This is a genomic window from Frankia sp. CeRuru1 (genome assembly GCF_977966315.1).
The window spans coordinates 8,654-25,649 of the sequence record NZ_CDWWEW010000031.1; the positions used below are offsets into that span (position 1 = coordinate 8,654).

Annotated in this window: 1 protein-coding gene and 1 pseudogene; both read left to right on the forward strand. The window is 75.0% G+C overall.

Going from position 1 to position 16,996, the window contains the following annotated elements; all coding sequences use genetic code 11:
* Nucleotides 1–36: 36 nt before the first annotated feature.
* Nucleotides 37–12,096: pseudogene (locus AC08OP_RS04235) on the forward strand (type I polyketide synthase); the annotation flags it as partial.
* Nucleotides 12,097–12,150: 54 nt separating this feature from the next.
* A partial coding sequence (locus AC08OP_RS04240; protein ID WP_476612989.1) for an SDR family NAD(P)-dependent oxidoreductase occupies nucleotides 12,151–16,996 on the forward strand: 4,846 nt, incomplete at its 3' end.

Below are 16,996 nucleotides of genomic sequence, written 5' to 3' on the forward strand. Positions count from 1 at the left end.
GGTCGGCCGCGTCGGGCGGGTGTGTCGTCGTTCGGTGTGAGTGGGACGAACGCCCACCTCATTCTTGAGGAGGCGCCCGCGGTCGCGATTCTTGAGGAGGCGCCCGCGGTCGCGCCGGTGGCCGTGGCTGGGTCCGTCGGTGGTCAGGCCGGGGTTGAGCCGGTCGGTGTTCCTGCTGGGCCGGTTGTCCCGGCTGTTCTGCCCGGTCCGGTGCCGCTGGTGGTGTCGGCCCGCACCGCGGGTGCGCTGGCCGGGCAGGCCGCCCGGCTGGTTGCGTCGCTCGGGACCACGCCTTCGCTGGCCGTGCTGGCCTCGGCCCTGGTTCGGCACCGCGCCGTGCACGAGGAACGGGCCGTCGTCGTCGCCGGTGACGACGAGGAGGCCCGGGCGGCGCTGCTCGCGCTGTCTCGCGGTGAGTCGGACCCGGCCCTGGTCAGGGCGGAGGGTAGCACTGGCGGTGGTCGGCTGGTGTGGGTGTTCCCCGGCCAGGGCGCGCAGTGGCTCGGCATGGGCCGTGAGCTGCTCGGCAGCCACCCCGGCTTCGCCGCCCGGGTCCGAGAGTGCGAGGTCGCGTTCGCGCCGTGGATCGAGTGGTCGCTGGACGACGTCCTGCGCGGACAGGTCGAGGTCGGGTTCGCGGAGCGGGTTGACGTCGTCCAGGTCGCCAGCTTCACCGTCATGCTCGCTCTCGCGCAGGTCTGGACCTCTGCCGGCGTGGTGCCGGACGCCGTGATCGGGCATTCCCAGGGTGAGATCGCGGCTGCCTGTGTGGCTGGTGCGCTGACGTTGGAGGACGCGGCCCGGGTGGTCGCTGTCCGGGCTCGGGTGATCGCGGCGTCGCTGGCCGGTCGCGGTGGGATGGCGTCGGTGGCGCTGCCGGAGGTCGAGGTCGTCGAGTGGTTGCGGCCCTGGTCGGGGCGGGTGTCGGTGGCCGCGGTGAACAGCCCGGTCTCGGTGGTGGTCGCCGGCGCCGCGGAAGCTCTCGGTGAGGCGCTGGACGCGCTCGCGGCCGGCGGCGTCCGGGTCCGGCGAGTGGCCGTCGACTACGCCTCGCACACCCCGCACGTGGAGGCGGTCGAACCAGTCCTCGCGCAGGCGCTTGCCGGGGTCCGCTCGCAGGTGCCCGTGCTGCCGTTCTACTCCACGCTCACCAGGCACTGGGTGGAGGCCGCCGGCGTGCTCGACGGCGGCTACTGGTACCGCAACCTGCGCCACCAGGTGCTGTTCGGCCCTGCGGTGGCCGATCTCATCGGGGCAGGCCACACGACGTTCATCGAGATCAGCGCTCACCCGGTGCTGGTCCAGCCGGTCACCGAGACCGCCGACGATCTGGGCGCCGCGGTCGCGGCCAACGGAACGCTGCGCCGGGACGACGGCGGCCTCCCACGGCTGCTGACCTCGCTGGCCGAGGCCTTCGTACACGGCGTGCCGGTCGACTGGGCCGCCCTCACACCGGCCGGAGCCACCTGGGTCGACCTGCCGACCTACGCCTTCGAGCACCAGAGGTACTGGCTACCTGCGATCACCGCGACCGATCCGGCCGGGCTCGGCCTGACCCCCACCGGCCATCCCCTGCTCGGTGCGGTCGCCGCCCTGCCAGCGACCGGCGGTTTCCTGGCCGTCTCGCGCTGGACGGCGGCAGCGCACCCGTGGCTGGCCGAACACGCCGTGGCCGGCGGTGTCCTGATGCCGAACGCCGCGCTCGTGGAGGCGCTCGTCCGCTTCGGCGCCGAGATCGGCACTCCGGCGCTCGAGCGCCTGGAGGTCGCACGGCCCGTGTTCCTGCCCGAACGCGGCGGCCGCGACGTCGAGATCGTCGTGGGCGCCGCCGCCGGGTCTGGCCGTCGCACAGTGGAGATCTGGTCGCGGAGCGACGGCGAGGGAGTACGCGACGCCTGGACGAGGCACGCGGCCGGGACCCTCGTGACCACCCTGGGTCCGCCCGAAAGCCCCTCCGTCGGCAGTGATCCCGCCGCGGGCATGGCAGTGATCACCACCGCCGCGTCCGGGGGCACGGGTCGCTACGGCCTGCACCCGACCTTGCTCGACGTGGCTGTCCGGGCCCTGCTACCCGAGGGCACTACCGACGCCGTCTGGTCCGGGGTGCAGCTGTGGGCGACCGGCGCGAGCGAGGTCCGGCCGTCGGTGTCCCGCACCGGCGGTGGCTTCGGCCTGCGGCTGGACGGCCCCGACGGCGCACCGGCGCTGTCGGTGGTGTCGGTCGAGGTCCGCCCCTTCTCACCGGCGGACGTCGGCGCGCGGCTCCCGCTGTACCACGTCGAATGGGCCGACTTACCGCTTCCGGCCGCAGGTCCCACGCCGCGCGTGGCCCGGGTCGCGACGGCGGGCGCCGTTGACGAGGCGGGCGCCGGTCAGGTGCCCGACGTCGTGCTCCTCGAGGCGCCACGGGGGACGGACGACCCGCGGGTTGCGGCCGGCGCCGTCCTCGACGTGCTGCGGGCCTGGCTGGCCGAGCCGTCGCTCGAGTCGAGCCGTCTCGTCGTGCTCGGCGAAACCGGCGAGGACCTCGGTGCGGCCGCCGTCCGTGGACTGTTGCGCTCAGCGGCGTCCGAGCACCCGGGCCGGATCCTGCTGGTCGAGGTGGACGACGGCGAGCGGCCGCCCTCGGACGAGCTGCTCGGCAGGATGCTGGCCAGTGGCGAGCCCGAGATCCGCCTGCGCGGGCCGGTGGCCCGGGCGCCGAGACTCGCCCGACTGCCCCAGCCGCCGGTCACCGGCACCAGCGCGGTCACTGACGACACCGCGGTCACTGACGACACCGCGGTCACCGGCAACGGCATGGGCGCGGGTCTGGCGGCCCGCCCACCGAACCCGGACGGCACTGTTCTGATCACCGGTGGGACCGGAAAGCTCGGCGCGATCACCGCCGGGCACCTGGTGCGCCGGCACGGCGTCCGCCGCCTCCTGCTCGTGAGCCGTCGTGGCCCGGAGGCCGACGCCGCTGACGCCCTGTACGCGGAGCTCACCGGGCTGGGTGCCCACGTGACGATCGCGGCGTGCGACGTCGGCGACCGTGACCAGCTGGCCGCGCTGCTGGCCGCCGTGCCGGCGGAGGCGCCGCTGACCGCCGTCGTGCACACCGCCGGCGTGCTCGACGACGGCGTGGTGGCCGGGATGACCGCCGAGCAGCTCGACACCGTGCTGCGGCCGAAGGTGGACGCCGCTCGGCATCTCGACGAGCTGACCCGTGACCTGGACCTGGCCGCGTTCGTGCTGTACTCCTCGGCCGCCGGTGTCCTCGGTAATCCCGGCCAGGCCGGCTACGCCGCGGCCAACGCCGCGCTGGACGCCCTCGCCGGCCGCCGCCGGGCCGCCGGGCGGCCGGGCACCAGCATCGCGTGGGGTTACTGGCGCGAGGCCAGCGGCCTGACGCGACATCTCGGAGCGGCCGACCTCCGCCGGACGCGGCGCTCCGGGATGCTGGGGCTCTCGGACGCCGAGGGCCGCGCACTGCTGGACGACGCCCTCCTGACCGCCGACGCAGGCAGCCCGCTGGTCGCCGCCCATCTCGACCTGGCCGGGCTGCGGGCCGCGGCCGTCCGTGAACCCGTCGGACCGCTGCTGCGGGGACTGGTCCCCCTCCTGAGGCCGGCGGACGGCGGCTTGCCCGCGCGGGGGGCGAACTCGTTGGCGGCGGAGCTCTCCGGGCTTGAACCGCGGGAGCAGACCGACCGGCTGGACCGGCTGGTGCGCCGGCTCGCCGCCGAGGTGCTGGGACACCGCGACCCCGAGGCCGTCTCCTCCGGAAGGACCTTCAAAGACGCCGGTTTCGACTCGCTCACCGCGGTCGAGCTGCGGAACAGGCTGACCCGGGCCACCGGTCTCACGCTGCCGCCGGCGACCGTCTTCGACCACCCGCGCCCGGCCGCCCTCGCCGAGCACCTCCGCGCGAAGCTGTTCGCCGCCCCCACGGCCACCTCGACCGTGCGGACCAGGCCGGCGGACGAGCCGGTTGCCGTCGTCGCGATGGCCTGCCACTTCCCCGGCCACGTGCATAGCCCGGAGGACCTGTGGCGGCTCGTGTCCGAGGGCGGCGACGCGGTGACCGGGTTCCCGTCCGACCGGGGCTGGGACGTCGAGCGGCTCTACCACCCGGACCCCGACCACCTCGGGACGTCCTACGTCCGGCACGGTGCGTTCCTGGACGACGCCGCCGGTTTCGACGCCGCGTTCTTCGGCATCTCACCGGTCGAGGCGTTGGCGATGGATCCACAGCAGCGGCTGCTGCTGGAGACGTCGTGGGAGCTGTTCGAGCGGGCCCACATCGACGCGACATCGCTGGCCGGCCGGGACGTCGGAGTGTTCGTGGGGGTGAACAGCCACGACTACGCCGTGCTGACGCGGGACGCGGCGGACGTGGAGGGGTTCCGGCTGACCGGGTCGTCGGCCAGTGTGCTGTCCGGCCGGTTGGCCTACCACTACGGGTTCGAGGGCCCGGCCATCACGCTCGACACGGCGTGCTCGTCGTCGCTGGTCGCCCTTCACCTGGCGACCCGGGCGCTGCGGGCCGGCGAGTGCTCGATGGCGCTGGCCGGCGGTGTCATGGTGATGGCCGACCCGCAGACGTTCGTGGAGTTCTCGCGGCAGCGGGGCCTGGCGCCGGACGGGCGCTGCAAGGCGTTCGCGGACGCCGCCGACGGGACGGGCTGGTCGGAGGGCGTCGGCCTGCTTCTGCTGGAGCGGCTCTCCGACGCCCGCCGGGCCGGGCACCAGGTGCTCGCCGTCGTTGCGGGATCCGCGGTCAACTCCGACGGCGCCTCGAACGGTCTGACGGCACCGAACGGGCCGTCGCAGCAGCGGGTGATCCGGTCCGCGCTGGCGGATGCCGGCCTGGAGCCGGCGGACATCGACGCTGTCGAGGGCCATGGCACCGGCACCACGCTCGGCGACCCGATCGAGGCGCAGGCGCTGCTGGAGACGTACGGAGCGGTTCGGCTGGACCGCCGGCCGCTGTGGCTGGGGTCGATCAAGTCGAACCTCGGTCACACCCAGGCCGCCGCCGGAGCAGCCGGCGTGATCAAAATGGTGATGGCGCTGCGACATGGCGTGCTGCCTCGCACGCTGCATGTGGACCGGCCTTCGGAGCACGTTGACTGGTCCGGCGGTGGCATCCGGCTCCTGACAGCGGCGCAGACGTGGCCCCGCACCGGCCGGCCCCGGCGGGCCGGGGTCTCGTCGTTCGGTATCGGCGGTACGAACGCGCACGTCATCATTGCGGAGCCGCCTGCGGAGGACCGGCTCGAAAGCGACCGTCCGGCAACGGAACCGGCCAGCCATCCAGCCACCGACGGGCCCCTGGAGCCCGTCGCGCTGCCGCTGTCCGCCCGCACTCCGGCGGGCCTGGGCGGACAGGCCGGCCGGCTGGCCGGGTTCCTGGAGGCCCGGCCGAACCTGCCGGACCCCGATGTCGCACACGCCCTCGCCACCACCCGGGCGCACCTCGAGTACCGCGCCGTCGTTGTCGCCGCCGACCGGGCCGGTCTCGTCACGCAACTCCAGGCGCTGCAGACGGGCACGCCGGGACCGGACACGGTCACCGGCACGGTGACCGAGGGCAGACTGGCCGTGCTGTTCACCGGCCAGGGCAGCCAGCGGGCCGGGATGGGCGGCGAGCTCGCCGAGCGGTACCCGGTGTTCCGGGCTGCCTTCGACGGCGCCCTCGACATCCTGCAACACCACCTGGACGGCCACCTCGCCCGGCCGCTGCGCGCGGTGCTTTCCGCCGCGCCCGGCTCGGACGACGCGGCGCTGCTGGAGCGCACGGTCTACGCCCAGGCAGGGCTGTTCGCGCTGGAGACCGCGCTGTTCCGGCTGTTCGCCGCCTGGGGCGTGCAGGCAGACCTGGCGGCTGGCCACTCGATCGGCGAACTGGCCGCGGCCCACGTCGCCGGTGTGCTCGACCTCGAGGACGCCGCCGCGCTCGTCGCCGCCCGCGGGCGGCTGATGGACGCCCTGCCCGACGGCGGCGCGATGGTCGCCGTCCAGGCGAGCGAGGAGGAGGTCACTGCGCTGCTGGAGCGGACGGCCGGGGCGGCCGGCCTGGCCGCGGTGAACGGGCCCGGCGCCGTCGTGCTGTCCGGGGCCGAGGACGCTGTGCTGGCCGTCGCGGCCGAGCTGGCGGCCCAGGGGCGGCGCACCCACCGGCTCGCCGTCAGCCACGCCTTCCACTCGGCGCTGATGGAGCCGATGCTCACCGAGTTCCGGGCGGTCGCCGAGCGGCTGACCTACCGGCCCGCTGGGCTGCCGGTTGTCTCCACGCTCACCGGCGGGCCCGACCGGCTGGGCCGGTGGGCCACGCCGGACTACTGGGTGGAGCAGGTCCGCCAGCCCGTCCGGTTCGCTGACGCCGTCGCGGCGCTGCGGGCCGAGGGCGCCGCCCATGTCCTGGAGCTCGGCCCCGGCGGGGTCCTGACCGCGATGCTTCTGGATCTTCCGGACGAGGCGCTGAGCGGACGCCCGGCCCTGCACGCGGTGGCTGTGCTGCCGGCCGACACCGCCGAGAGCGCTGCTGTGCGCACCGCGCTCGCCGAGCTGCACACCCACGGCGTGGCAGTCGACTGGCCGGCGTTCCTGGGCCGCGACGGTGTGCCCGCCCCGAACGTGGACCTGCCGACCTACGCCTTCCAACACCGCCGCTACTGGGTGCAGGCCGGCTCCGCGGGCCTCGCTGCGGCCGCCGCCGGGTCCGCGAGCGACCCGGACCGCCCGGACGCGGTGTTCGAGAACCCCGCGGATCGCCGCGTCCGTCCGGACGAGCGCCTGGCCGACCCCGACCGCGCCCGGCGGGCCAGGGCGCTGGCCGACCTGGTCCGCGAGAGCGTGCTCGTGGTGCTCGGCCATGGCACGGACACCCCCGACGAGGGCTTCGACCCCGACCAACCCTTCAAGAACCTGGGCTTCGACTCGCTGGGAGCGGTCCGGCTGCGCAACCGGCTGCGCGACTTCACCGGCGTGGAGCTGCCCAGCACGCTTGTCTTCGATCACCCCACGCCTGGGCTGCTGGCCACTCACCTGCTCGGGCGGCTGTCCGGCGACGCCGAGCCGGCGGCTGGGATGCCGGTCCTCGCGGCACCGGGCGAGCCGGACGAGCCGATCGCGATCGTGGCCATGGCCAACCGGCTGCCCGGCGGCGCCGACAGCCCGGAGGCGCTGTGGTCCCTGCTGCGCGACCGCCGGGACGCTGTCGGCGACTTCCCTGCCGACCGGGACTGGGACGTCGACCGGCTCTACCATCCCGACCCCGCCCACGCCGGCACCAGCTACACCCGCTCCGGCGGGTTCCTCAACGACGCCGCCCTCTTCGACGCCGCACTGTTCGGCATCTCCCCGCGCGAAGTGCTCGCGATGGACCCGCAGCAGCGGCTGCTGCTCGAGACGTCCTGGGAGGTGCTGGAACGGGCCGGGATCGACCCGCTCTCGCTGCGTGGGCGCGACGTCGGCGTCTTCACCGGGATCGTCCACCACGACTACGTCACCCGGCTGCGGCGGGTGCCGGAGGACGCGCAGGGCTATGTGATGACCGGGACGGCGTCCAGCGTGGCCTCGGGCCGGGTGTCGTACGTGTTCGGGTTCGAGGGGCCGGCCGTCACGGTCGACACCGCCTGCTCCTCCTCGCTCGTGGCGATCCACCTGGCCGCGCAGGCGCTGCGCCGCGGCGAGTGCTCGATGGCGCTCGCCGGCGGCGCGACCGTGATGGCGAGCCCGGATGCCTTCCTGGAGTTCTCCCGGCAGCGCGGGCTGTCCGCGGACGGCCGGTGCCGGTCCTACTCGTCGACGGCGGCCGGCACCGGCTGGTCCGAGGGCGTCGGAGTCCTGCTGTTGGAGCGGCTCTCGCAGGCACGGCGGCGCGGGCACCGGGTGCTCGCGCTGGTACGGGGCAGCGCCGTCAACTCCGACGGCGCCTCGAACGGGCTGACGGCGCCGAACGGCCCGTCGCAGCAGCGGGTCATCTGGCAGGCCCTGGCTGGCGCCGGGCTGTCCCCGGCCGACGTCGACGCCGTGGAGGGCCACGGCACCGGCACGACACTCGGCGACCCGATCGAGATCCAGGCGCTGATGGCCACGTACGGGCAGGGCCGGGAGCCGGGCCGGCCGCTGTGGCTGGGTTCGCTGAAGTCCAACATCGGCCACACCCAGGCCGCGGCCGGGGTGGCCGGCGTGATCAAGACGGTCCAGGCGCTGCGCCACGGAGTCCTTCCGGCCACGCTGCACGTCGCCGAGCCGACCGGCCAGGTCGACTGGGCCGAAGGCGCCGTGGAACTGCTGACAACGGAACGGGAGTGGGTCCGGGACGGCCGGCCGCGGCGAGCGGGCGTGTCGTCGTTCGGTGCCAGCGGTACCAACGCGCACGTCATCCTCGAGGAGGCGCCCGGCGAGGAGCCGGTCGTCGGCGAGGTTCCGGCCGCCGCGGCCGCGCCGGCGGCCGACGACGGCCAGGCCGGTGAAGGTCCAGTCCCGGCCGGCGATCGCGCTCGGCGGCCCCACGCCGACCCCACCCGGGCGGACGAGCTCGTGCCGCTCGTGGTCTCGGCCCGGACCGCGCCCGCGCTGGCCGGGCAGGCAGCCCGGCTGGCCGAGCTTGTCGACACCCCGGTCCCGCTGCCCGACCTCGCGACCGCGCTCGTCACCCAGCGGGCGACTCTGGGACGACGGGCGGTGGTGCTCGCCGCGACGAACGGCGAGGCCCTGACCGGGCTGCGGGCGCTGGCCCGTGGCGAGAGCCACCCGGGTGTCGTCACCGGCCCCGCCGCGACGGCGGCCGGCAAGCTGGCATGGGTGTTCCCTGGCCAGGGCGCACAGTGGCCCGGCATGGGTCGCGCGTTGCTGGACACGAATCCGGTGTTCGTCGAGCAGGTCCGGGCCTGTGCCGAAGCGTTGCGGCCATGGATCGACTGGTCGCTGGAGGACGTGCTGCGCGGCGAGGTCGGGGACGGGTTCGCCGACCGGGTGGACGTCGTCCAGGTCAGCAGCTTCGCCGTGATGGTCGGCCTCGCGGCCGTGTGGGCGGCTGCCGGGGTCGTGCCGGACGTCGTGATCGGCCACTCGCAGGGCGAGATCGCCGCCGCGTTCGTGGCCGGCGCGCTGAGCCTCGCCGACGCCGCCCGGGTGGTGGCCCGGCGCAGCCAGGCCATCGCGTCCGGCCTCGCCGGCCGGGGCGGGATGGCCTCGGTGGCGCTGCCGGAGGCCCAGATGGCGCGGTGGTTGGAGCCGTGGGCCGGCCGGGTGTCGGTCGCTGCGGTGAACAGCCCGGCGTCGGTCGTGGTGGCCGGCGACAGCGATGCGCTGGACGGCGTGCTGGAGAGTCTGGCTGCCGACGGCGTCCGGGTTCGGCGGGTCGCGGTGGACTACGCCTCGCACACCGCGCACGTGGAGGCGCTCGAACCGGTGCTGGCGGAGGTCCTCGCCGGGATCGAGGCGCAGGCCCCGGCCCTTCCGTTCTACTCCACCCTGCTCCAGGGCTGGGTCAGCGACGCCGGTGTGCTCGACGGCGGCTACTGGTACCGGAACCTGCGCGACCAGGTGCTCTTCGGGCCGTCGGTGGCAGACCTGATCAAGGTTGGATTCACGACCTTTGTCGAGGTCAGCCCGCACCCCGTACTCGTCCAGCCGGTCACCGAGGCCGCCGAGGCGGCCGGTGTCACCCTCGCCTCGACCGGCACGCTGCGCCGCGACGACGGTGGGCGGCGCCGGCTGCTGGCCTCGCTCGGCGAGCTGTTCGCGGCAGGCGTCACCGTCGACTGGGCGAGCGTGCTGCCGCCCGCCGGCGGCCACCGGGTGGAGCTGCCCACCTACGCGTTCGACCGCCAGCGCTACTGGCTGCGCGACGCGGGTGACCCGGACGGCACGGCGGATGGCGGCGAGGACGCCGAGTTCTGGGCCGCCGTCGAACAGGCCGACCCCGGTGTGCTCGGCCGACTCCTCGGTCTGGCCAGCGGCGGGGCCGGCGTGCTGGCGCCGGTGCTGCCGCTGCTGTTGAACTGGCGCGACCGGCGCCGGGAACGGTCCGCGGCGCTGCAGCTGCGCCACCACGTCACCTGGCAGCCAGTGGAGCGGGACCCGTCGGGCGTCCCGATCGGGCGGTGGCTGGTGCTCCGGCCGGCCACCGGCGGAGCAGATCCGGCCGGTGTCGTCCAGGCGCTGACCGACCTGGGTCTGGACGCCGTCGGACTGGAGGTGCCGCGCGGCGCCGACCGGCCCGCCCTCGCCCGGCAGATCACCGCAACCGCCGCCAGCAGCGATGTCTCCGGCGTACTTTCCCTGCTCGCCCTGGACAGCGGGAGGCTCACCCCGGACGACGCGTGCGTGGCGACCCCGCGGGAGGTCACGCTCGGCACGCTCACCCTCGTGCAGGCCCTCGGGGACGTCGGCATGACCGCACCGCTGTGGTGCCTGACCCGCGGCGCGGTGAACATCGGCGTGCAGGACGCCGTGACCGCATCGGCGCAGGCGGCGCTGTGGGGCCTGGGCCGGGCGGTCGCCCTGGAGCACCCGGATCGCTGGGGCGGCCTCGTCGACCTGCCCGCCGGCCTGGACGGGCGCGCCCTCCGGCACCTGCTCGGCGTCCTGGCCGGCGACACCGGAGAGGACCAGCTCGCGATCCGCCGGTCCGGCGTCTACGGCCGCCGGCTTGTGCGCCGCCCCGCACCCGAGCCGGCCGAAGGCCACTGGCGCCCGAGTGGCACGGTGCTGGTGACCGGCGGTGCGGAAGGACTGGGCCGGCACGCCTCGCTCTGGCTGGCCCGCGGCGGCGCCGAGCACCTCCTCGTCACCACGTCGACCCCGTCGGGTGCGGCGCCGGCCGGCCCTGACCCTGCCGACAGCGGCGGCGAAGCCGACCCGGTGGACCGGCTGCGCGCCGGGCTGGCCGAGCTCGGGCTGGCCACCATCGTGACCTCCTGCCCCGCCGGTGACACCGCCGGGCTCGACGCCCTGCTCGCCGCGGCCGGTCCCCAGCGCCCGCTGACCGGCGTCATGCACGCCGCCGACATCACCTGGACCAGCATGGTTGACGCCAGCGGGCCGGACGATGTGACCGCCGTCTTCGCCGCGAAGGTCGACCAGGCGCAGTGGCTGGCAGAGCGCTTCGCGGACACACCGCTCCAGGCGTTCGTGGTGTTCTCCTCGATCGCCGCGGTGTGGGGCGGTGGCGGCCAGGGCATGTCCGGCGCGGCCAACGCCGTCCTGGACGCGCTCGTGGACGCACGGCGCGGGCGTGGGCTGCGGGCGACCTCGATCGCGTGGGGCGCGCTCGACGAGGTCGGGATCGGCATGGACGAGAACACCCTCGCCCAGCTGCGCCGGCGGGGCGTGCTGCCCATGGCGCCGGACGTGGCGGTGACGGCGCTGGAACAGGCGGTCGAGGCGGACGACCGGTCCGTCGTCGTCGTCGACATCGACTGGTCGGCGTTCATGCCGGCGTTCACCTCCGTCCGCCCGAGCCCGCTTTTCGCCGATCTGGAGGAGGCCGCGGCAGCGCTGCGGGCGGCCCAGCCCGACCAGGACAGCGACTCGGCGTCCGCGCTCGTGGGCTCGCTGCGGGCGGTGCCCGAGGCGGAGCGCAACCGGATGCTGCTCCGGCTGGTCCGTGGCCACGCCGCCACCGTGCTCGGCCACGGCAGCGGTGAGGCCATCGGGGCCCTGCAGGCATTCCAGGAGGCCGGGTTCGACTCGCTGGCCGCGGTGAACCTGCGCAACAGCCTGAACGCTGCCACCGGGCTGCGGCTGCCGACCACGCTGATCTTCGACTACCCGACCCCGGACGCCCTCGTCGGCCACCTGCGCGAGGAGCTGCTGCGCGAGCCGGAGAACGACCCGGCCGCGCGGGAGGAGGAGGTCCGGCAGGTCCTGGCGTCTGTGCCGCTCGCCCGGATCGAGCAGGCCGGCCTGCTGCCGGCCCTGCTCGCGCTGGCCGCCTCCGACGGCCGCACAGACGGCGGCTCGGACGGTGACGGGCGCGACACGGACACCCCGGACCCGACTGCGTTCCCCGCCGCCATCCCGGGCGACGACTTCGACCTGATCGACGGCATGGATGTTGCGGCGCTCGTGCAACGCGCCCTCGACGCGGCCGGATAGGCCCCGCCGGGAGCCCCACGAGCACAGCCAGCGGACGACCACGAAGGGATCGATATGCCGGCGCCTGACGAGCAACTCGTCAATGCACTGCGTGTCTCACTGAAGGAGAACACGCGGCTGCAGCAGGAGAACAGCCGGCTCGCCGCGGCTGTCGCCGAGCCAATCGCGATTGTGTCGATGGCCTGTCGCTACGCGGGCGGGATCCGCACCCCGGAGGATCTCTGGCGGGTGCTGACCGACGGCACCGACGTCTACACGCCGTTTCCGCAGGACCGCGGCTGGGACCTCGAGGGCCTGTACCACCCCGACCCCGACAACCCGGGCACGACCTATGTGCGGGAGGGTGCCTTCCTGCACGACGCCGGCCAGTTCGACGCCGGGTTCTTCGGTATCTCCCCGCGCGAGGCGCTCGCCATGGACCCGCAGCAGCGCCAGCTGCTCGAGGTGTCCTGGGAGGCGCTGGAACGGGCCGGTATCGATCCGCACAGCCTGCGCGGCAGCGACGTCGGTGTCTACGCGGGTGTCGTGCACCAGGACTACGCCCCCGATCTCAGCGGGTACGAGGGCTTCCTGAGCCTGGAACGCGCGCTCGGCACCGCCGGCGGCGTGGCCTCCGGCCGGGTATCCTACACCCTGGGTCTGGAAGGCCCCGCCGTCACGGTCGACACGATGTGCTCGTCGTCGCTGGTCGCCGTGCACCTGGCCGCACAGGCCCTGCGCCGCGGCGAGTGCTCGATGGCGCTGGTCGGCGGTTCCACGGTGATGGCCACGCCCGGTGGTTTCGTGGGGTTCGCCCGGCAGCGGGCGCTCGCGTTCGACGGCCGCTGCAAGTCCTACGCCGCCTGCGCCGACGGGTCCGGCTGGGCCGAGGGCGTCGGCGTCGTCGTGCTGGAGCAGCTGTCCCGGGCCCGCGAGCACGGTCACCAGGTGCTGGCCGTCGTCCGCGGCTCGGCGGTGAACCAGGACGGCGCCTCGAACGGGCTGACGGCGCCGAACGGCCCGGCCCAGCAGCGGGTGATCCGCAGGGCGCTCGCCGCCTCCGACCTGGAGCCGGCCGACGTCGACACCGTCGAGGGCCACGGCACCGGGACCGTGCTCGGTGACCCGATCGAGATCCAGGCGTTGCAGGCGACCTACGGCCAGGGCCGCGACGCGGACTCCCCGCTGTGGCTGGGCTCGGTGAAGTCAGTGATCGGGCACACCCAGGCGGCCTCCGGGGTGGCCGCGCTGATCCGGACCGTGCTCGCGCTGCAGCACGGTGTGCTGCCCGCCACCCGGCATGTCGACGCGCCTACCCCGCAGGCCGACTGGTCGTCCGGCGGCATCGCGCTGCTCACCGAGGCCCGGCCCTGGCCGGTGAACGGGCACCCCCGCCGGGCCGGAGTGTCCGCGTTCGGCGCGAGTGGGACCAACGCCCACCTGATCGTCGAGGAGGCGCCCGCGGCCGAGCCCGCACGGGAGGCCGCGACTGTCCCCGCCCCCGATGCCCGGCCCGCTCCCGCCGCGGCGGCGGCATCCGGCGCAGCGGCTCCCCCCGGCGTGGCGCCCGCGTCCGGAACGCCGTCCGGTCCGGTGCCGCTCGTGGTCACCGCCGCCGCACCCGCATCCCTGACCGGCCAGCTCGAGCGGTTCGTCAGCTACCTCGACGCTCTCGGCGAAACCCCGGAGGACATGCTGCCCCGGATGGCTGGCCTGCTGGCCACCCGGCGGGCGGTGTTCGCCGAGCGCGCGGTGGTGGTGGCCCGGTCCGCCGGCCAGGCCCGCGACAGCCTGGCCGCCCTCGCCCGCGGCGAGAGCACGCCGGCAGCGGTGACCGGGCGGGCCGGCTCGCCCGGCAAGCTCGTATGGGTGTTCCCCGGCCAGGGCACGCAGTGGGCCGGCATGGGCCGGGAACTGCTGGACACCTCAGCGGTGTTCGCTGCCCGGATCGCCGAGTGCGCGGCGGCCCTGGAACGCTGGGTCGACTGGTCGGTGGTGGACGTGCTGCGCGGCGACGCCCCGCCGGAGCTGGCGAACCGGGTGGACGTCGTTCAGCCGGCCGGGTTCGCCGTCATGCTCGGCCTGGCCGCGTTCTGGCAGTCGGTCGGGGTGCTGCCGGACGCCGTCGTGGGCCACTCGCAGGGCGAGATCGCGGCCGCCTGCGTGGCCGGCGTGCTCAGCCTGGACGACGCCGCCCGCATCGTGGCCGTGCGTAGCCAGGCGATCGGTGAGCGGTTGTCCGGGCGCGGCGGCATGGCCTCGATCGCGCTGAGCGAGGCGGAGGCCGCCGACCGGATCACCCGCTGGTCGGGCCGGATCGAGATCGCCGCCGTCAACGGGCCGCGCAGCGTCGTGATCGCCGGCGACGCCGAGGCGCTCGACGACGCACTGGAGGAACTGACCGACCAGGGCGTGCGGGTGCGTCGGATCACCGTCGACTACGCCTCCCACACCGGCCACGTGGAGGCGGTCCGCTCCACCCTGTCCGACGCCTTCGCCGGTATCCGCGCGCAGGCGCCGACCATCCCGTTCCGTTCCACGGTCACCGGCGAGTGGGTGCGTGAGGCCGGCGTGCTGGACGGCGGGTACTGGTTCCGGAACCTGCGTCAGCCGGTCCGTTTCGCCCCAGCGGTCGAGGACCTGCTCGCGAGCGGGCACGGGATGTTCCTGGAGGCCAGCGCCCACCCGGTCCTCGTCCAGCCGATCAGCGAGATCGTCGACGGCCGCGGGGACGGGGACGGCGCCGTCCCGCAGGCCACGGCCGTGGGGTCGCTGCGCCGTGACGAGGGTGGCCTGGGCCGGCTGATGACCTCGATGGCCGAGCTGTTCGTCCGCGGCGTCGACCTCGACTGGGCTCCGGTGCTTCCGGCCATGGCCCTCGCTGTCCCGGGCAGCGGATCCGGCTGGAACGACCTGCCGACCTACGCCTTCGACCGCCGGCACTACTGGCTGCAGCTCGGCTCCGGGCGCTCGGACGCTGCCTCGCTGGGCCTGACCCCGAGCGATCACCCCCTGCTCGGCGCGATCGTGCCGCTGCCGCAGTCCGACGGCCTGGCCTTCACCTCCCGGCTGTCGCTGAAGACCCACCCCTGGCTGGCCGACCACGCGATGCGCGACCACGTGATCGTGCCGGGCACGGTGTACGTCGACCTCGCCGTCCGGGCCGGCGACGAGTTCGGCTGCGGCGTGCTGGACGAGCTTGTGATCGAGGCGCCGCTGGCGCTGCCGGAGAAGGGCGGCGTCCGGGTCCAGGTGGCGGTCAGCGGGCCGAGCCCGAACGGCACCCGCACGATCGACGTCTACTCCGCGCGGGACGACGACCCGGCCGGTTCCTGGAGCCGGCACGCCACCGGCCTGCTGTCGGACGGCGCGCACCGGGCTGCCGCGGCGGCGGTCGACTTCGCGGCGTGGCCGCCACCGGGCGCCGAGCCGGTCGAGATCGCCGACTTCTACACCGATCTCGTCGCCCGCGGCTACGCGTACGGCCCGGCGTTCCAGGGCCTGCGCGCGGTGTGGCGGCGGGGCGCGGAGGTGTTCGCGGAGGCGGCACTGCCGCGCGACCAGCATGAGCAGGCCGGCCGGTTCGGCATCCATCCCGCGCTGTTGGACGCCGCCCTGCACACCAACGCGTTCGTGAACCCGGACGACGAACGGGCGGTGCTGCCGTTCGCCTGGAACGGGCTGGTCCTGCACGCCGCCGGGTCGTCGGCCCTGCGGGTGCGGGTGGCCCCGGCCGGCCCGGACGCGCTGTCCTTCCAGGCGGCCGACGAATCCGGCGAGATCGTGGTCACGATGGACTCGCTCGTGTCACTGCCGGTCTCGGCGCAGCAGATCGGCGCGGCCGCCGACGAGCATCGGGACCTGCTGTTTCACCTGGAATGGAGCGAGCTGCGGCCGGCCACTGACGCGCCGGCACTGCCGGCGGTCGCCAGAATCGCCACCGCCCAGGACGTCGCCGGCCTCGGTGCGCCGGTCGCGGTGCTGGACGGCGCGGTCGGCGACGACGCGCTCGGGCGGACCTGCCAGGTGCTGGCCGCGCTGCAGGCATGGCTGGCCGTGTCCGGCCCTGCCAGCTCCCGGCTCGTGGTCCTGACCCGCACGGCGGTGCAGGCGGCGGACGGCGACGTGCCCGACCCGGCCGGCGCCGCGGTCTGGGGACTGGTCCGCGCCGCCCAGGCCGAGCACCCGGACCGGATCGTCCTGCTCGACCTTGAGCCCGGCGCGGAGGTGGAGCTCGTGCTGGCCGCTGTGCTGGCCTCAGGCGAGCCGCAGGTCGCCGTCCGCGGGTCGGCGCTGAGCGTGCCGCGGATGGTCCGTCACGGCACGGCGGACGGAGACGGGACAGTCGGGGAGCGGCCTGTTTTCCGGCCCGGCGGCACCGTGCTCCTGACCGGTGGCACCGGCTCGCTGGGCGGCGTCGTGGCCCGGCACCTGGTGACCGAGCACGGCGTCCGGCACCTCCTGCTGGCCAGCCGGCGCGGCCCGGAGGCCGAGGGCGCCCGGGAACTCGCGGACGAGCTGCGCATGCTGGGCGCCGAGGACGTCGCGCTGGTCGCGGCCGACGTCGCCGACCGCGACGAGGTGGCCGCGCTCCTGAGGGGTGTCGCTGCCGGGCACCCGTTGTGCGCGGTCGTGCACCTGGCCGGCGTGCTGGACGACGGCGTGGTCGGCGCGCTGACGCCGGAGCGGATGGCCGCGGTGTTCGCGCCCAAGGTCGACGCCGTCCAGCACCTCGACGAGCTGACCCGGGACGCCGACCTGGACGCCTTCGTGACCTTCTCCTCGGCCGCCGCCCTGCTGGGTTCGGCCGGGCAGGGTAACTACGCCGCGGCGAACGCCTGTCTCGACGCGTTGATGGCCCGGCGGCGTGCGGAGGGTCGGCCCAGTGTGTCGCTGGCCTGGGGACTGTGGGAGCAGAACG